11 protein-coding genes are annotated in these 18,508 nt (G+C 70.9%); 4 read left to right on the plus strand and 7 right to left on the minus strand.

Going from position 1 to position 18,508, the window contains the following annotated elements:
* Positions 1–35: 35 nt before the first annotated feature.
* From ACPT94_RS00645 to ACPT94_RS00655, 3 genes are all read right to left on the minus strand, one after another.
* On the minus strand, positions 36–6,146 hold the full coding sequence (locus ACPT94_RS00645) for a DNRLRE domain-containing protein (protein ID WP_425244784.1): 6,111 nt from the start codon (positions 6,144–6,146) through the stop codon (positions 36–38).
* Between the two features lie 573 nt (positions 6,147–6,719).
* Positions 6,720–7,172: an HD domain-containing protein gene (locus tag ACPT94_RS00650; RefSeq protein WP_425244785.1), complete on the minus strand. Its 453-nt coding sequence runs from the start codon at positions 7,170–7,172 to the stop codon at positions 6,720–6,722.
* 19 nt (positions 7,173–7,191) lie between these two features.
* A complete protein-coding gene (locus tag ACPT94_RS00655) occupies positions 7,192–8,376 on the minus strand; it encodes a SpoIIE family protein phosphatase (protein ID WP_360340737.1) in 1,185 nt (394 codons plus the stop codon).
* A gap of 163 nt (positions 8,377–8,539) precedes the next feature.
* Between ACPT94_RS00655 and ACPT94_RS00660 the strand changes: the two genes are divergently transcribed.
* The gene (locus ACPT94_RS00660) at positions 8,540–9,802 is read left to right on the plus strand and encodes a GNAT family N-acetyltransferase (protein WP_360340734.1); all 1,263 of its coding nucleotides are present in this window, start codon (positions 8,540–8,542) and stop codon (positions 9,800–9,802) included.
* Positions 9,803–9,827: 25 nt separating this feature from the next.
* Here the strand turns inward: ACPT94_RS00660 and ACPT94_RS00665 are convergent, their stop codons facing one another.
* Both ACPT94_RS00665 and ACPT94_RS00670 read right to left on the minus strand, forming a co-directional pair.
* Positions 9,828–10,637, minus strand: a complete 810-nt coding sequence (locus ACPT94_RS00665) for an Fpg/Nei family DNA glycosylase (protein ID WP_360340731.1) — start codon at positions 10,635–10,637, stop codon at positions 9,828–9,830.
* Positions 10,638–10,938: 301 nt separating this feature from the next.
* Positions 10,939–11,424, minus strand: coding sequence for a ribose-5-phosphate isomerase (locus tag ACPT94_RS00670; RefSeq protein WP_360340728.1), 486 nt, complete (start codon positions 11,422–11,424; stop codon positions 10,939–10,941).
* A 228-nt stretch (positions 11,425–11,652) separates the two neighbouring features.
* Here ACPT94_RS00670 and ACPT94_RS00675 point away from each other — a divergent pair, with 228 nt between their 5' ends.
* The gene (locus ACPT94_RS00675; protein WP_425244786.1) at positions 11,653–13,107 is read left to right on the plus strand and encodes an amino acid permease; all 1,455 of its coding nucleotides are present in this window, start codon (positions 11,653–11,655) and stop codon (positions 13,105–13,107) included.
* Between the two features lie 116 nt (positions 13,108–13,223).
* Here ACPT94_RS00675 and ACPT94_RS00680 read toward each other — a convergent pair whose 3' ends face one another.
* A complete protein-coding gene (locus ACPT94_RS00680) occupies positions 13,224–14,957 on the minus strand; it encodes a serine/threonine-protein kinase (protein ID WP_489686579.1) in 1,734 nt (577 codons plus the stop codon).
* 356 nt (positions 14,958–15,313) lie between these two features.
* On the opposite strand from ACPT94_RS00680, the gene ACPT94_RS00685 reads away from it, so the two are divergent.
* A complete protein-coding gene (locus tag ACPT94_RS00685) occupies positions 15,314–16,036 on the plus strand; it encodes an LPXTG cell wall anchor domain-containing protein (protein WP_360340722.1) in 723 nt (240 codons plus the stop codon).
* A gap of 155 nt (positions 16,037–16,191) precedes the next feature.
* Here ACPT94_RS00685 and ACPT94_RS00690 read toward each other — a convergent pair whose 3' ends face one another.
* Positions 16,192–16,770, minus strand: a complete 579-nt coding sequence (locus ACPT94_RS00690; protein WP_360340719.1) for a biotin transporter BioY — start codon at positions 16,768–16,770, stop codon at positions 16,192–16,194.
* Between the two features lie 474 nt (positions 16,771–17,244).
* On the opposite strand from ACPT94_RS00690, the gene ACPT94_RS00695 reads away from it, so the two are divergent.
* Positions 17,245–18,489: an ROK family protein gene (locus tag ACPT94_RS00695; protein WP_360340716.1), complete on the plus strand. Its 1,245-nt coding sequence runs from the start codon at positions 17,245–17,247 to the stop codon at positions 18,487–18,489.
* Positions 18,490–18,508 lie beyond the last annotated feature (19 nt).

Consider the following 18,508-nt stretch of genomic DNA (forward strand, 5'->3'; position numbering starts at 1 on the left):
TACCCCCCGCCCTGGAGCGGGGGGTACGCCGTCCCTCATTCGTGTGTCACGTACGGGTAGCCGAGGTACAGCTCCAGGATGACGCCGTGCGACTGGATGTTCAGCTCGTGCTGGAGCTTGGAGGCGATCCAGCCGTAGTAGCCGGCGATGACACCGAACACGACCGCGCCGACGTTGCTGCCGGGTATGGCTCCGAACAACGCGGCGAGGATCGTGGCCTTGGAGGCGTTGCTCCAGAGCTGGTCGATGACGCTCGTGGTCCGGTAGCGCGTCATGTCGATCTCAAGACCCCACCAGTGCCAGTGATGAGCGTTGTAGTTGCGGTAGCTGGCACCCGTGACGTCCAGTTCCGTGATCGGGTTCTGCGCGGAGTAGTCGTACGCGTTCGCGCTTCCGCCGAAGACGGGGTCGGTCTGGCCGAACCGGCCGGTCGCCGGGTTGTAGACCCGGACGCCCATGAGCATCTGACCACCGGGCGCGGCGGCGGACCGCTGGTACCCGCCGAGCCAGCCGTAGGTGCCCGGGTCGCTGCCGTCGGTCGTGCCGCCGAACTCCAGGTACGTGAAGGTGGCGGTGACCGTGTCGGCGACGGGATCGGCGGTTGCCATCACGTCACCGTGCAGGTTCACCAGCTGCAGGGTGGTGCCGGCCGCGGTGACCTCGGCGGCGAGTCCCGCGGGGCTGTCGATGTTCCGGGTCCAGCCACCGAGGGAGTCGGAGACCCACGTGGGACTGTCGGAGCCGTCGGAGTAGTGGTTGGTGACAGTCACTCCGGTGCCGCTGTCGGTGTAGCCGGCAGCACGCGATCCTTGCGGGTCGAGCTGCCAGTTGAACGTCGAGGAGCCCTGGGTCTGGCTGGCCACCATGCCGTTGGCGTAGTAGGCCGCCGCGAGGTCACCGGCTCCGCCGGCGTCGGCGGAGGGAGTGGTGGTGACGTCCCCCGGCGTGTCGTAGGTGTAGCCGGCGTCGGTGAGCCGGTCCGCCGCGTCGTAGCTGTGGTTGACGGTGGTCGCGGAGCCGGTCTGGCAGCTGCCGTCCGCACTGGGCGCCGCGGTGCTCGCGGAGATCCGGTTGGAGTCCACGTCGTAGCCGTATGTGCGGGTGGTGCACTGGGCGGACTGGACGTCGGCGGCGGAGACCAACCGGTCGGCCGCGTCGTAGGTGTAGGACTGGCTGCTGTTCAGCACCTCCCGGTTCGTCCAGTCCCCGTGCGCGTTGACCTCGATGCTGTCGGTGAGCGGTCCGCTCCAGGCGGGGTTGGTGTAGCTGAGGTCGGTCGCGGTGCCGGTGGAATCGTGGGTGTACGTGCCCACGGTGCCGCCGGGGTAGGTCTCGGTGGCCAGCTTGCCGTCGGCGTCGTAGGCGGCGGTGAACGTGCCGGCCTGCGAGTCCGACTCGCCGGTCATGTCGCCGCTGTGGTCGTTGCCTCCGTTGTAGGTGAGGGTCGTGGTGCCCTTGCTGTCGTTCCGGCTGATACGCCGGCCGGCCAGGTCATAGGTGAAGCTGGTGACGTTGCCGGCCGCGTCGGTGTAGCTGGTGATCTGGCCGAAGTCGTCGTACGCGGTCTTCAGGTGCGCCGTCGCGTTGCCGGAGGAGTCGACGCTCTGGGTGTCGGTGGGCAGGCCGGTCGCCGTGTCGTAGACGTTCTTGCCGGCGGGCACCGCGGCGCCCATGCCGCTGCCGCTGGTGGTGAGGGAGCTGCCGGTGGCCCGGCCCGCGGCGTCGTAGGTGGACGTCAGGGTACGGGTGGCGGTGCCGGCGTCGGCGGCGGTGAACGTCTCGGTCTTGGTCAGCTCCTCCAGGTAGGTGTTGTAGGTGTACTTGACCACCGGCAGGGTCGCCAGACCGGCGGTGCCTGGCTGGGCGGCAGGCTGCGTCTTGCAGACCAGATCGGCCCAGGCCGGCTGGTTGCCGCAGGACGCGTCGGCGCTGTTGGCGCCGGCCGTGTAGTAGACGGTGCGGGTGGTACCGGCCTTCGTGCCGCCGGTGTCGCTGGGCAGCCGGGACTCGGTCAGCAGCGGCTGTCCGCCGTACAGGTTGGCGTTCTGGTTGTAGACCACCGACTTGTCGAGGGCGAGGTGCCCGGTCCCGGGGTCGGTGACGATCTGCAGCGGAGTGTGCAGGGTCCAGCCGCTGGTGTCGGTGCCCCTGCTGTACAGGTTCTGCGTGGTGCGGGCCTCGACGTCCGAGTCACCCGGGACGGCGCTGCCGATGCTGGCGGTCACCGTCTCGGTGGTGACCAGGCCGTAGGGCTGGCCGTCGGCGTCCACGTTCCCGTTGGGCGCGCCCTCGTCGTACACGTAGTGCGAGTGGGTGCGGACCGTCTGCAGACTGCCCGCGGCCATCGCCTCGTGGGCGGGGCCGTAGCTGTCCAGCAGTCGGGTGCCGTCGGCCGAGTACAGGTCCCGGCTGTCCACCTGGCCGGCGGTGGTCACCGGGTCGCTGTCGGCGAGCGCGGTGGCCCGGTTGGCGGCGGTCAGGTCACGCACCTCGTTGCCGTACTGGTCGTACTCGGTGGTGGTGATGTTCCAGCCGTTGTTGTAGACCGCGCTGTTCACCTCACGCCCGTTGGCGTCGTAGTAGAGGACGCGGGCGTACGTCCAGTCGGACGGCGGGGTGCCGCTCGGCGCGTGGTCCGGCGGGAAGATCGCCACTGCGGAGACCGGGTTGTCCTGCTGGCCCCAGGTCGCGGTGGTGGCCGCGTTCATGTTCGCCGGGCCGCCGGCCGCGGTGGTCAGAGGCACGCTGTAGACCACGGCGGTCTTGGCGGTGCCGCCGCCGTGCGCCTGGTCGTGGGTGCGGGTGACCGAGAGCAGCTTGCCGTAGTCCGGGCTGCCGGCCGTGCTGTTGTAGGCCAGGTTCCACGGCGCGAGCGTGCCGGGGGTGGACTGGGCGGGGCTGATCGAGGTGAGGCGTCCGAAGTCGGCGTCGCCGCTGGTCTCGTCGTAGGTGTAGGTGCTCTTCAGCGCGGGGCTGATGCGCGGGTCCCACTCCGCGGTGAGCCGGCCGGAGGCGTCGTAGGTGTACTGGGCGACGGCGGTCCGGGTGAGCGTCGTGCCGTCGGAGGTGACGAAGTTGATCTGGGAGACGTTCTTCGTCGTGTTGTCGTAGACGAGCTCGAGGGCACGGCAGCCCGCGTCCCAGGTGCTCGCCGACGGCGGGTTGGGGCAGGCCGTGGTGCTGGGGGTGCCGGCGGACGCGTTGGCGTCCGGGGCGACCACCAGGATCGGCTTGCCGTAGGCCGCGTCGGTGGACGTGGCGTCGTACACGTAGCCGGTGGCCCTGGCGCCCGCGGGCGGGGTCACCGTGGAGGGCAGGTACTGACCGGTCGCGCCGCCCGCCGGAGCGGTGAACGCCACCTGGTTGCCCTTGGCGTCGGTGAGGGTGAAGGTGCCGCTCTTCTTGGTCAGGTTCAGGCCCGCGGTGACGGCCGGACCCTGCGGGGTGTACGACGTCACCCCGCCGGCGTCGGTGCTGCCGGTGGCGAAGGTCAGCTTGGAGCCGTCCGCGTCGGCCAGCACCGTGTACGTGGTGGCGTCGGTGAGCGACGACCAGGACGCGCCGGTTCCCTGGACGGGCAGGCTGGTGGTCCAGCCCGGGCCGAAGATCGACGGTGCTGCCGGGTTCAGGGAGTTGAAGGTGCGGGTGGCCGCGAGGCCGCTGCCGAAGGCGGCGATCGACACGTCCGTGGCGCTCACGGACGCGTTGCCCGACTGGAGGCCCACCGTGACCGGTCCGGCCTGGGTGGTGCCGAAGTCGACACCGGTGCCGACCCGGTCGAGCGTGACGTTGACCGCAGGCGTGGTGATCGGGTTGTTGCCGGAGGAGTCCGTGAACACCGCCTGGATCTGCAGCAGGCCGTCATTGGCGACCGTGTGCGTGACGCTCCAGGTCAGCGCCGGGGACTGGACGCCGCCGGTGACCGTGTTCACCGCGGTGGGCCAGGTGACGGCCGATCCGCCGTTCGTGACGTCCCCGGTCGGAATGGTCGTGAAGGAACCGCTCGTGCCCTTGCGGTACTGGAAGGTGACCTTTGCCGAGCCCGGCGGAGCGTTGGACTGCAGGGTGAAGGTGGTGGACGTGGTGTCCTGGTCCCTCGGGGAGGTCATGCCCGCGGTGCCGACACCGAAGGAGAACGCGGTGACGGTGGACTGGTTGTAGGAGTCGTCGAAGGACTTGGCGTACAGCGTGTGCCAGCCGTTGGCCGGGTTGACCGTGACCGTGAGCGGGTCGCCGCCGGTGCCGTCGGGGTCGGCCACCTTGGTGGTGGGGTTGGCGTTGTCCAGCGCCCAGTAGTAGCCGGCGCCGTCGGTGGACGTGGTGTCCACGGTGCAGACTTCCGAGCCGGTGTGCGCGGACCATGCGCCGGACGTGTAGTCAGGGCAGCTGATGGTCGGTGCGGACGGCGGGGTGATGTTGAAGCCGAACTTGTTGTAGCCGGACCACGCGGACGTGTCGGTGCCGTCGGAGGCCTGGACCCGCCACTGGATGTGCGGCCGGGTCGAGCCGATCACCGTGGACGGCATGGTCACCGAGCCGGACGTGCCCGAGGCCACCGTCTTGGTCCCGGTCCACATCACTCCGGTGCCCTCGGAAGGGTAGGCCGGGTCGTGGGAGACCTCGAAGGTGAGGGTGACGTTTCCGCCGTCGGCGTCGGTGGACTTCGCCGTGAACGTGGGCGTCGCGGACGTCGACTTGACGGTGCCGACGGTGGTGGTCACCAGGGGCGAGGCGGACAGGGCCGTCGGGGTGCTCGGGGTGGAGTTGTAGGTGACCGTCAGGTGCGGCTCGGCCGAGTTGTCACCGGAGACGTAGTTCGCGGAGCGGAAGCGCCGCCAGGTCAGGGAGTCCGTCTCGGAGGCGCCACGAACCTGGAACCCGTAGTTGGTCGAGGCGCCGGACGTCCAGGACTTGACGATGTTGTCGACGTCCCAGTGCATGTTGCCCGCGGGGCACGACGAGTCGTAGCCCAGGGCAGCGGTGTTGGTGATGGCGTCGGTGGTCGTCGTGGTGGGCTGGGCGCCCCATGTGATGCTGGAGGAGTCCCAGTTCGACGTGATGCGGCGCACCTGCACACCCGCGCCGGTGGTGGCGCAGGTGGATGAGTAGTACGAGTAGAGCTGCAGGTCCGTGTCGAGGATGTGCTTGCCCGCGAACTTGGACACGTCGAACTTCAGGTACGAGCGGGCGACGTCCGAACCGCCGTCGTAGGTACCGGCCTTCAGTTCGGGCGAGGAGATCTGGGAGTCCGGGTAGTCCGGGTTCTGCACCCAGGTGTCCGTCGTCACCGCGAGTGTGGTGGCCGGGTCGACGATGACCGGATAGGTCAGATCCTTGGTGGCGAAGAACGACGCGGCCGGGGACAGCTCCAGTGAGCTGTCACCCGCCTTCTTGCCGGCCTTCACCTGGGTGGGGATGGTGGCCTCGTGCTTGGGTTCGCCCGAGCGCCGGTCGACGGAGGAGTCCCACATCGCCGGTGCGGGCGCGGAGGCGACCAGCTTGCCGGCCTTGTTCTTCAACCGCAGGTGACCCGACGTGTCCTGGGACAGTTCCATCCCGGAGGTGCGGGTGGGCAGCGCGAACTTCAGCGGCTGGGTGGGGGCCTGTCGGATCACCAGCACATGGGAGAAACCGGTCGGCAGGGCCGTCACCCTGAGGTCCACGCCCGGCTGGACGTTCTCGTACGTCGCGGTGTTCCCGGCCACCTTCGGCTTCGGCAGCTTGCCGGGCCAGGAGACCCCGTACGAGCGCCCCGCGTCCTCGATCGAGGCGAACGAGTCCGTGCCACCGTCGGATATGCGCAGGTCGGCCTCGGCCCACTTCGGGTGCCAGGCACCCTTGGCGTCCTGCACGAGCGTCGTGTCGATCGGGTGCCAGGCGCCCTTGGCATCCTTGACCCGCACCGGACCCGGGTACTGGCTCGACGTCCACGACCCGTCGGGGTTGGCGAACGTCTGCGAGGTCTCCGTCCGCTCGGACATCACCTCCACCCGGGTGTGCTGCTTGCGGGCCGCCATCATGGCCGACAGAGCGTCAGGTCGCTCTGTCACCGACTGCGCCGGAGCCTTGCTCTTCTCGGACGCGGCCTGGGCCGGCGACGCCACGGCCGTACCCAGCATGCTGGACAGCAACGCGGTGGTTGCCACCGTCGCCGCCCATCTCTGTATGCGGGAGTTGATCAACCCGCCTGCGAATTCACGTGCGAACACGCTTGTACCCCTCTGACCAGCGCGTGAGCTGTGCACTGATGGGCACATTCCAAGATCACGTCTGGGCGCAGGGGAGCATGGCACGTTGCCTGCGCGGCCGACTCGCCGCGCGTTCACGGAGTCAAGGGTTCAAGCCTCACTCACTCAAACCGGGGTCAAATTCCGCCCTCCGGTGGCTGCAATCGACTTGGCCAAGCTGTCCGTTTTGTTACTCCACACCCCAATGCGCACGCGCACACCGATCCTGGCCAACCTGAAAGCCGTGTGATGATATTGCTTGATTTTGAAGGAATACCGACGCAATCCGATACCAGTGGAAGAAACCGCTCCGGTTGTCGCGGGCGGCCATGACGGCCGGCCGGGTCCACGGAGCCGGTCGTGGCGCGCCCGCCGCCTCAGGAGGAGAAGTACGTGCCCCGGCCGGCACCCTGCCGGACTGCCGGGAACCCTCCACCCGACCGCGGGCAAGGTGGCCCGCCGTACCACGTGCGGGATGCCCGGCCGTGTCCGTCAGGTGCCGGTCGTGTCCATGAGACCGAGAAGTGCGCGCATCCGGGTGTACTTCTCGGTCAGCCGGGTGCGGGTCGCCGCGTCGAGGACGGCCAGGCGGGCCGGGTCCGCGTTGTGCGCCAGGTCCGCCTCCTTCACCAGCAGTGCGCCCGGGGTGGCGAGGATGCGTGCCGCGTACGCCTCCGGCGCCTCCCCCGCCCGCTTGGTGACGGCCAGGACGATGGCCTTCGTACGGTCGCTCAGCGCGGCCTCGCGCAGCCAGGCCTCGGTGAGGACGTCGTCCTCGACGGCGTCGTGCAGCCAGGCCGCCGCGATCTGGTCCGCGTCGCCGCCCCGGGACCGTACGCCCTCCGCGACCGCCCTCAGGTGTTCGGCGTAGGGGCGGCCCGCCTTGTCGGTCTGGCCCTCGTGGGCGGTGCGGGCGAGGGTCTCGACCTCGGTCGGGGTGAGCATGCGGCTGCCTCCGTCGGGCTCAGTGGACCGGCATCGCCTGGGCCGTGGGGCCCTCGCGGCAGATCAGCAGCAGGGCCCGGTCGTCGTTGACGTCCTTGGCGACCGCTTCGATCAGGTGCCAGGCGGCGCCCTGGAAGCCGCCGGCGACATAGCGGTCGGCCTCGCCGGTGAGGCGGTCGATGCCCTCGACGATGTCGCGGTCGGAGGTCTCCACCAGGCCGTCGGTGAAGAGCATCAGCACGTCGCCGGCGCGCAGGGAGCCCTTGACCGGGTCGAACTGCGCGCCCTCGTACACCCCGAGGAGCGGGCCCTCCGCGGCCTTCTCCTCCCAGCGGCCGCTGCCCGCGCTGAGCTGGAGGCCCGGCGGGTGCCCGGCGGAGTACAGCTCGTAGTCGCCGGAGTCCAGGTCGAGGACGAGGTGGATGGAGGTCGCGAAGCCCTCTTCCCAGTCCTGGCGGAGGAGATAGCCGTTGGCGGCGGGCAGGAAGGCGTGCGGGGGGAGGCTGCCGAGCAGGCCGCCGAAGGCGCCCGACAGCAGCAGGGCGCGGGAGCCGGCGTCCATGCCCTTGCCGGAGACGTCCGTGAGGACGACCTCCAGGGTGCGGCCGCCGTTCGTCCGGGCCGCGACGACGAAGTCGCCGGAGAACGACTGACCCCCGGCGGGCCGCAGCGCCATCTCGCGGTGCCAGCCCTGCGGCAGCTTCGGCAGCTTGCTCTGCACGCGGATGCGTTCGCGCAGGTCGAAGAGCATGGTGCCGCCGCGCCGCCAGGGCACGCCGACCCGGCTGCGGAACTGGGCGATGAGCAGGCCGAAGAAGCCGCACGCGGCGACCACCAGGACCACGCCCGGGGTGACCCGCGACGGGCCTTCGGTGTACGGGCCGAGCTGCACCGACTCCACGATGAGCGCCGTGGCCGCCGCCGCGTACAGACCGAGCAGGCTCGCCGGGCGCAGCAGCAGACCGCCGGCGACGATCGGCAGGACCAGGGCGGCCGGTGAGCACCACACCGAGTTGGCGAGGGTGGTGGCCGCGATGAGCGGGACGGTGAGCAGCAGGCCGGCCAGCGCGATCCAGTCCGAACCGTCGCCGCGGAAGTAGTCCACGGCGCTTTTGCGCACGCCGGTGCGGACCCGGTGCATCAGATGCTTCAACCGGGCCGTGAACGTCTCGGCTTCCGAGCGCCGCTGTCGTCCTGCTGCCATTAGTTCGGGACCCTATCCATCCAACCCACCGCTTGGCACGGGAGGTCCCACTTGTCCCCCGTCCGAGGCTCGACTTCACAGTGAACGGCACGGAAAGCGCTCGCGCCGTACAGAGGGAGAAATTCCCTGGCTCGTCCCGCATTGGGCTGCTAGGCATGGATCCATGACGACTGAGGCGACGGGCCGCGAGGGTTCACCGGCGGCCGATCTGCGGGTGCTGCGGCCGGAGGACTGGGATCAGTGGTACGACACCCTGCTACGCGCCTTCGGCGGGGTCGGCGAGTCGGAGGAGGAACGTGCGCTGTGGAGGCGGCTCACCCCGTGCGAGCGTTCCCTCGGGGCGTGGGACAGGGGCGAGTTGGTGGGGACGGCCGGGGCGTTCGACTTCCGGTTGACGGTGCCCGGCGGGGCCTCGGTGCCGGCCGCCGGCGTGACGATGGTCGGCGTGGTCGCGACGCATCGGCGACGCGGAGTGCTGACGTCCATGATGCGGCGGCAGTTGGACGACGTACGGGAGCGGGGTGAGCCGCTGGCGGTGCTCACCGCCTCCGAGGCCGCGATCTACGGGCGGTTCGGGTACGGGGCGGCGACCTTCGGACTGACCGCCGAGATCGACACCAGCCGGGTGCGGCTGTCCGTCCCGGCCGGCACGGACGACGTACGTCTGCGGTACGCCCCACCCGTCGACGTCCTCGACCTGTGCGAGGCGTTGTACGCGCGGAAGGTGCCCCTGCGGGCCGGGATGCTGGCGCGGCGGCCCGGGTGGGAGGGGCTGGGGGTGCTCGACCCGGAGGGTGATCGGGGCGGGGCTTCGGCGCTGCAGTGCGTGATCGCCGAGCGCGACGGGGAAGTTGTCGGGTATGTGCGGTTCCGGGTGCGTCCGGAGTGGACGGACACCGGGCACAACGGGCAGGTGGAGTTGCAGGATCTCGTCGCGGTGGATCCGGTGTCGGAGGCCGCGCTGTGGCGGTTCCTGTTCGGGATCGACCTCACCACCTCGCTGAAGGTGCGGGGGCGGCCGCTCGACGAGGCATGGCAGTACCTCGTCTCCGACGTACGACGGTGCCTGCTGCGGGTGCGGGACGGGTTGTACGTGCGGCTGGTGGACGTCGGGGCCGCGCTGGAGGCGCGGACCTATCAGGTGCCGGTGGATGTGGTGTTGGAGGTGGAGGACGCCTTCTGCCCCTGGAACTCGGGGCGTTGGCGGTTGACCGGGGACGCGAAGGGGGCGAGTTGTGCACGCACGGAGGACGCGGCCGACCTTGCCCTGTCCGTACGGGAGTTGGGGGCGGCGTACCTCGGGGGTGTGAGCCTTGCCTCGTTGGCGGCGGCCGGGCGGGTGCGGGAGCTGCGGCAGGGGGCGTTGGGGGAGGCCTCGGTGGGGTTCGGCAGCACGCCGGCTCCCTGGCTGCCGCACGGGTTCTAGACCGGCCCGCCGGACCGGATCGGCGTCAGGTCCGCTGGCAGGTGGGGCACCAGAAGAGGTTGCGGGCGGCGAGGTCGGCGGTGCGGATCTCGTCGCCGCAGAGGTGGCAGGGCTGGTGGGCGCGGCGGTAGACGTAGACCTCGCCGCCGTGGTCGTCGACGCGGGGTGGACGGCCCATCGCCTCCGGGGTGTGTTCCGGGCGGACGGTGTCGATGCGGTTGGTGCGGACGCCCTCGCGCATGAGGGTGACCAGGTCCGACCAGATCTCCTTCCACTCGGCCGGGGTGATGTCCCGGCCCGCGCGGTACGGGTCGATGCCGTGACGGAAGAGGACCTCCGCGCGGTAGACGTTGCCGACGCCGGCGATGACCTTCTGGTCCATGAGGAGGGCGGCGATCGTCGTACGGCTGCGGGAGATGCGGTGGTAGGCGGTGTCCGGGTCGGCGTCCGCGCGCAGGGGGTCGGGGCCGAGGCGGTTGTGTATCGCCTGCTTCTCGGGGTCCGTGATCAGGGCGCAGGTGGTGGGACCGCGGAGGTCCACGTAGGCGGTGGGGCCCGCGAGGCGGAGGCGGACGGTGTCGGTGGGCGGGGGTGCGGGGGCGTCGCCGAAGGTGACCTTGCCGAAGAGGCCGAGGTGGATGTGGACCCAGGTGTCGTTGCCGAAGCCCAGGAAGAGGTGTTTGCCGTGGGCCTCGGTGTGGGTGAGGGGGGTGCCGGTGAGGAGGGCCGCGGCGTCGGAGAACTTGCCCTGGGGGCTGGTCACGTGCGGGGCCCGGCCGGTGAAGCGGGCGGCGTAGTCCTGGGCCAGGCGGTGAATGGTGTGACCTTCTGGCACGGGTGCCCTTTCCTCAACGGTTCTTCGTCCACCCACCCGACTCGCTCGGCCAAGAGGTGGACCTCACCCTGGGGGTCCGCCCCGGACCCCGGCAGGGGCTTCGCCGCCTGCGCCCCCGGGGTGCTCTTCACTCGCAGCCCCACCCGGTTGGGTGAGCGGGAGAGCGTCGCTCCCCGGGGCTCCGCCCCAGACCCCCGCTGGAGCTTCGCCCGGCGCCCCCGGAGGCGTCCTCAGCGGCTGCCCCCTCGGCGGCGCCGAGCCGCGCCCGAGCGCCGCCGAGGGAACCCCGGTCGGTGGTCGCCTACTGCTGCGGGTGGTGGGCCGGGATCGGCGGGAGCTGGCCCGTCGCCTGGTAGGTGGTGAGCATGTCGATGCGGCGGATGTGGCGTTCGTCGCCCGAGAAGGGGGTGTTGAGGAAGGTCTCGACGAACTTCGTCGCCTCCTCCTGGGTGTGCATGCGGGCGCCCACGGCGACGACGTTGGCGTTGTTGTGCTGGCGGCCCAGGGAGGCCGTCTCCTCGCTCCAGGCGAGGGCGGCTCGGACGCCCTTGACCTTGTTCGCGGCGATCTGCTCGCCGTTGCCGGAGCCGCCGATCACGATGCCGAGGGAGTCGGGGTCCGCGGCCGTCTTCTCGGCGGCGCGGAGGCAGAAGGGCGGGTAGTCGTCCTGGGCGTCGTAGATGTGCGGGCCGCAGTCGACCGGGTCGTGACCCGCCGCCTTCAGCCATTCGACGAGGTGGTTCTTGAGTTCGAAGCCGGCATGGTCCGAGCCGAGATACACGCGCATGGGATGAGTGTGACACGCGTGTCGCCGGGTAGCAGCGCCGGGTGGTGTGCCCGAAAAGTGTGAGCCTCACTACAGAACCTCAGGAAAAGCTCAAGTAACGATCCGGAATCAAAGGTTTCCGAATTAATACACCTCGGATTCACTGGACCGGCTCGTACACCACCCCGGTAGAGCCCGTACACCGCTCGTACGGGAGACACCCCACGCGGCGCAAAGGAAATCCGTCCCATGACTTCGCAGCCGACTCTGACAAAGGCCGACGGCGGCCCGGGAGGCCCCGGAGAACCCGGTTCCGGCCTCCAGGCAGGTCTCAAGAACCGACACCTCTCGATGATCGCCATCGGCGGCGTCATCGGGGCGGGCCTGTTCGTCGGATCCAGTTCCGGTATCGCCACCGCCGGCCCCGGCATCCTTCTCTCCTACGCCCTCGTCGGCACGCTCGTGGTGCTGGTGATGCGGATGCTGGGTGAGATGTCCGCCGCCAACCCGACCTCCGGTTCGTTCTCCGCACACGCCGACCGCGCGCTCGGGCCCTGGGCCGGGTTCACCATCGGCTGGCTGTACTGGTTCTTCTGGGGCGTCGTCCTGGCCGTCGAGGCGACCGCCGGTGCCGCGATCCTCGAGTCGTGGATACCCGCCGTTCCGCAGTGGGGGTGGGCGCTGATCGTGATGGTGGTGCTGACCGCCACCAACCTCGTCTCCGTCGGCTCCTACGGCGAGTTCGAGTTCTGGTTCGCCGGCATCAAGGTCCTCGCCATCGGTGCGTTCATCGTCATCGGCGGGCTCGCCGTGTTCGGCGTGCTGCCCGGGGCCGACAGCGACAAGGCCGGCATCGGGAACCTCGTCGACCACGGCGGGTTCCTGCCCCACGGTCCCGGCGCCATCCTCACCGGTGTGCTGCTCGTCGTCTTCTCCTTCATGGGAAGTGAGATCGCGACCCTGGCCGCCGGTGAGTCCGAGAACCCGCAGCGGGCCGTGACCAAGTCGACCAACAGCATCATCTGGCGTGTCGCCGTGTTCTACCTGGGGTCGATCTTCGTCGTCGTCGCCCTGCTGCCGTGGAACGACCCCTCCATCAAGGAGAAGGGCTCCTACGTCGCCGCCCTCGACTCCCTCGGCATCGCGCACGCCGGTCAGATCATGAACTTCATCGTGCTGACCTCCGTGCTGTCCTGCCTCAACTCCGGCCTCTACACCGCCTCCCGCATGGCCTTCTCGCTCGGTGAGCGCGGTGACGCGCCGAAGGCGTTCGCCCGGACGACCTCCCGGGGCGTGCCGCTGGCGGCCATCGCCGCCTCCGTGGCGTTCGGGTTCGTCGCCGTCTTCTTCAACTACAAGTACCCGGACTCCGTCTTCCTCTTCCTGGTCAACTCCAGCGGTGCCGTCGCCCTGTTCGTCTGGCTCGTCATCTGCTTCTCGCAGCTGCGGATGCGCAAGATCATCCAGGCCGAGGCGCCGGAGAAGCTCGTCGTGCGGATGTGGCTGTACCCCTACCTGACCTGGGCGACCGCCGCGCTGATCGTCTTCGTCCTCGGTTACATGCTCACCGACACCGAGCACGAAGGACGCGAGACCGTGCTGCTGTCGCTTCTCGTCGCCGCCGTCGTCCTCGCCATCGCCTTCGTGAAGGACAAGGTCATGGTCAAGGACGGGGAGCCCGCTCCGGAGGACGCCGTCAAGTAGGAGTCCTCGCGTAGTCGTCCTGTCGTCCCGCGGGACGCGTTCGGCGGAGGGGCCTGCGTCTGCGGGCCCCTTTGCCGTGCCCGCGGGGCGGACGTGCCGTGTGGGTGTGGTTGTCGTCACAGCACCGTGAAGCTGTCCTTCACCTGCTCGTACGTCCGCACTGCCTTCTTCTCCACCTCCGGCCGGTACCAGATGTTGATCTGGTACGACTTTCCGCTCTCGTTGAAGCCCAGGAGCCGGGCGTGCCACGGGATGCCCTGGAGGGTGAAGGTGTACTCCCAGACGACCGCCGGATCGCCCCGGAACGTCGTCTCCTCCAGGCGGATCTTGCGGTAGTCCCGGCCCCGGTGCGCGTTCTGTTCGGAGGTCTCCCAGGTGGCCAACAGGTCGCCCCGGGCCAGGGAGGACTTGGCCACGAGTTCCTGCCTGCCGTCGGGGGACGTGTAGTGCACCTCCGCGCCCGTCTTCACGTCCCGCCGCCAGCCCTTCGGCGTCGCCCACGCGTATCCGCCGGCCTCCTGGTGCGCGCCCGGCGGCAGGCTCGGCGGCCTGAACGTGCCCTCGACGGTGGGGCTGGGGGTCGGGGTGGGGAGCGCGCTGCCCGGGTCCGGGGTCGACGCGGTGATCGAGGACGGGTGGGGTGAGGCGCCCGCCCGGTTTTCGTCACCGCCGGATCCTGGGGACGACGCCAGCACGATCGCCACGGCTGTGGCCACGCCCACGACTCCCCCGGCGGCCGTCAGGATCGTACGGCGGCGGTGCGCGGTGGGCCGGGGGGCGGGTGCGGGCGGGGTCGGTGCGGGCGGGGTCGGCCTGCGTTCGGTCGGTGCCTGGGCTCGGGTGAGGGAGACGCCCTTCCCCGCCGGTGGCCGGGGTTCCGGCCGGCGCGGGTCCCGTGGCCCGTGCGTCCTGGGCGCGTTCAGCAAGGTCCGCGTCGGTGGCTCCCCGGAGCGCGGCTCCTCTGCTTCCGGCCCCTCCGGCTCAGCTTCCTCCCCTCCTGCTGGACCTGGCCCTGACCCTGGCCCTGCCGTCACCGGCGTCGGCGGCGGTGGCGATGGCGGTGGCGGTGGCGGCGATGGCGTCGGCGGTGGCGGTGGCGGTGGGAAAGCCACCGGGTGCAGCGCCTGCTCCAGATCGCTCAGGCCTGCGCGGACCGTCGGCTCCTTCTCCAGGAGGGCGGCGAGGATGTCGCGCAACGGGCCTGCGGCGGGCGGGAGTTCGGGTTCCTCGTAGAGGACCGCGTGCAGGGTCGCCAGGGTCGTGTCGCGGGAGAAGGGTGAGTGGCCGGCCAGGGCGGCGCAGAGGGTGGCCCCCAGGGACCAGACGTCGGAGGGCGGGCCCTGGGGGCGGCCGGAGATGCGCTCGGGGGCCATGTAGTCGGGGGATCCGACCAGCATGCCGACCATGGTGAGGGCCTTCGCGTCCTGGATCGCGGCGATGCCGAAGTCGGTGAGGACGACGCGTTCGCCGCCGTTCTCCACCAGGACGTTGCCCGGTTTGATGTCGCGGTGCAGGACGCCTCGCGCGTGCACCTGGTGCAGGGCCGTGACCAGGCCGAGGCCGATGCGGGCCGTCTCGCGCGGGTCGAGGGGGCCCTCCTCGGCCATGATCCGCTCCAGGGAGCGTCCGGCGACCAACTCCATGACGATCCACAGGCGTTCGCCCTCGTCCACGACGTCGTAGACGCGGACGACGTTGGTGTGGTCGATGCGGGCGGTGGCCCTGGCCTCGCGCAGGGTGCGTTCGCGGCGGGTGCGGGCGTCCTCCGCGTCGAGGCCGTCGATGCGCATTTCCTTGACGGCGACCTGCCGGTCGAGCGTCTCGTCGGCGGCTCGCCACACCCGCCCCATTCCCCCCTGACCGATACTCTCGACCAGCCGATACCGGCCGGCCACCAGGAGACCTGGCACACCACCGGTCCTCGTGCCTCCGGGAGTCACCGGAGAACCAGAGTCTCCCGCAGCCCCCGGAAATCCCCGAACTCCCGGAATTCCCGGAGTACTCGCACCTCCCGGTGCACTCGCGTCTCCCGGAGTTCCCGCGTTCCCCGAATCCCTCGCATTTCCCGGCAATCCTCCGCACCCCCTCCATTGCCCGTTCCCCGAAACACAATGGTCACACTTACCGCCGTACCAGCATAGTGCGGAGGAATTTTGTGGTACCTCTTCAAGTACTGCGAATTCAGGCGCAGCCAAGGGGGGCGAACATGAGTTCTCGTCGCATGACGGCGATCGCGGGATCGCTGGTCGCGGCATCTTTCTCGGCGGTGGTGGTCCTTGCCGTCCCTGCCGTCGCAGGCGACCCGGGGCCCGGTAGCGGTAAGGGGGGAAAGCCCGTCGACAAGGCGCCCGCGGGCGTGAAGCTGAGCACGCTGCTGCCCGAGAGGATCTCGGTCGACAACGGCTCCGAGGAAACGGCGATCACCGCCACGGTGAAGAATGACGGAACCAAGGAAAGCGGCGCGATCAGGCTTTTGGTCGTCGGTTTCGACGGGCTGACGGTCAAGAACGTCAAGGGGTGTTCACAGATCGCGGAGAAGGATCTCCCCGAGGGGTCGAACAGCGGTTTCTCCTGCGCCGTCGACAATCTGGCGGCCGGCGCGTCGAAGTCGTACGCCGTCGACGCGACCTTCGATCTGGGCAGGACCGGGAAGATCTGTCTGCCCGTCCAGACCACGGACGGGTCGAAGACGTTCTGGCAGCAGGGTCCGGTGCCGTTCGGTACGACGAATCCGTCGCCGAACGCCCCCGCCACTCCGCTGCTGCTCGGCACCGACAACACGCCCGTGGGACCCGGCGGTGACGAGCTGCCCAGGACCGGGCTCGGGCGGGACGTCCTGCCGCTGGGTGCGGCCGGGGCGGCGCTGCTCGCGGCGGGCGCGGCCGGGCTGTGGTGGTCGCGGCGGCGGCCGGAGCAGCGGCAGGGCTGAGCCCCTGGAGAGCGGCTCGCGGGGGGGCCGGGCGGGGGGCCCCCCCCCCCCCCCCCCCCCCCCCCCCCGGCCCCCCCCCCCCCCCCCGCAGCCGGAGGTCGGCCACCGCCGAGTCGCGCCACGACCCGGCGAGCCTCTTCCGCAGGGCCGAAGGATCAGCGGTCGGCGAACTTCCAGGCGGTGGGCAGCAGGCCCATCGCCAGGGCCGCCTTGAGGGCGTCGCCGATCAGGAACGGAGTGAGGCCGGCCGCGATCGCGGCGGAGGCGGAGAGGTCGGCGGCGTAGGCCAGGTAGGGGACGCCGACGGCGTAGATGATCGCCTCGCCCACCAGCATCGTGCCGGCCATGCGCCACACGCTGCGGTCCGCGCCGCGGCGGGCCAGGGCGCCGACCACCGTGGAGGCGAGGATCATGCCGAGGATGTAGCCGAAGGAGACGGCGGTCGCGCCGGAGGTGCCGCTCGCGAACCACGGGACGCCCGCGACGCCGGCCAGGGCGTAGACGGCGAGGGCGAGGAAGCCGCGCTGGGCGCCCAGGGTCGTGCCGACGAGCAGCGCGGCGAAGGTCTGGCCGGTCACCGGCACCGGGGAGCCGGGGATCGGCACCGCGATCTGGGCGGCGAGGCCGGTGAGCGCGGCACCGCCCAGCACGAGCGCGACGTCCCGGACACGGGAGGCGGGCAGAAGGTCGGCGAGGACCTGTCCGGGGCGGGCGGGGGCGGCGGCGGTGCTCATGGGGACTCCACGCGGGGTCGGGGCGGTTCGGGACACCGTGACGCTATCCCAGGGGGCACGGGCCGATCACCGTCAGTGGTCGACAAACGGTCGAACGGGCGCTTGGTGGGCTCCGGACAAAGAAGCCTGGTTACACGCGGTACGGCGTGACCCTGGTCACTGAGGTGACGTGGTTCCGGCTACGTGGGTGGGGTGGCGGGCGTCTGTAGGGTTTCGCCAATCGGGGGGTGTCGGCGACCGGGTCGTGGGCCGGGGCCGTCTCGCCCGTCGGTCGCCGTCTGGGCAGCGGTGGGCCGTTTTGCTAGCTTCGAGCCATGGTTGCCCAGGCCCGGAACTTCTCGTCGCGTCGCCACGTCGACCTGCGACGCGTGGGCGCGGCCGCCTGTCGCCGTCCGGTGTGAGGCGGCCGGAGTCGATCCGTGGCGCCTCGTCAGCAGCAGGCGCAGTGTCGGACCGGCCCTCAGGAAGTTCTTCATGCCCCGTACCGCGGCACCTCCCCGTCTCCCCGCCGTCCCCTCTTCCGGCGACCCCTCTTCCGGTGCCCCCTCCCCCGTCCCCCGGATCGCGGACAGCGACCGGCGGCGAACCAGCGCCAGCGTGATCCTGCGGTCCGTGCTGGAGCACGGGCCGGTCGCGCGCAGCACCATCGCCCGGCTGACCGGGCTGTCCCCGGCCTCGGTCACCGACCACTGCGCCCGTCTCACCGGCCTCGGGCTGATCCGGGAGGCCGATGCGCCCCGGCGCAGCAACGGCGTGGGCCGGCCGCACGTCCCGGTGGATCTGGACGACGGGCGGTTCGTGGTGGGCGGGGTGCATGTGGCCGTGCCGTACACGACCGTCGCGCTGCTCGATCTGCGCGGGCGGGTGGTGGCGCGGCGGGAGCTGAGGCATCGGGGGACCGAGCCCTCCGCCGTGCTGGCGCGGGCCGCCGACGGGCTGGGCGCGCTGCTCGCCTCGACGCCCGGCCGCCGGGCCCTGGGGGTGGGTGTGGCCGCGGGCGGCTGGGTGGACCGTGACTCGGGGACCGTCGTCGAGCATCCGCTGCTCGGGTGGCGGGACGTGCCGGTGCGGGAGACCGTCGGCGCGGGCACCGGGCTGCCGGTCCATGTGGACGGGCACGCGCGGGCGTTGGTGAACGCGGAGCGGCTGTTCGGGCGGGCGCGCGGCAGCCGCAGTGTGCTGCACCTGTTCGTCGGCAACGTCGTCGACGCGGCCTTCGCCACCCATGACGAGGTGCACCACGGCCCGCGCTCCCAGGCGGGCAGCATCGCGCATCTGCCGTTGGCCGCGGGCACCGAGCCGTGCGACTGCGGGCGGGTCGGCTGCCTCCAGGTGGAGCTGAGCGAGCGGACGTTGTGCCGGCGGGCCCGTGCGGCCGGGGTGATCGACGGCGTCAACCCGATGCACGTGGTCACCGCGGCGGCGGACGGGAACCCGGTGGCCGTACGGCTGTTGCTGGAGCGGGCGCGGATGGTGGGGCGGGCCGCGGCGCTGCTGCTGGACGTGCTCAATCCGGAGCGTGTGGTGGTGACGGAGGTCGGGGCGATGGCCCGCGAGGACTGTCTCGCCGCCGTGCGGGAGGAGGTCGGGGCGGCGCGCGCGGCCTCGGTCTCGCCGACGAGTTTTCCCTCGGATTCCGTGCTGGCGACGGCGGGCGGAGCGGTGGCTCTGGACGTCCTCTACCGGGATCCGCTCACCGTGTCACCTCAGGTTACTTAATTCAGAAACTCGGAATGTT

The organism is Streptomyces aurantiaciflavus (assembly GCF_049808595.1).
Lineage (GTDB): Bacteria > Actinomycetota > Actinomycetes > Streptomycetales > Streptomycetaceae > Streptomyces.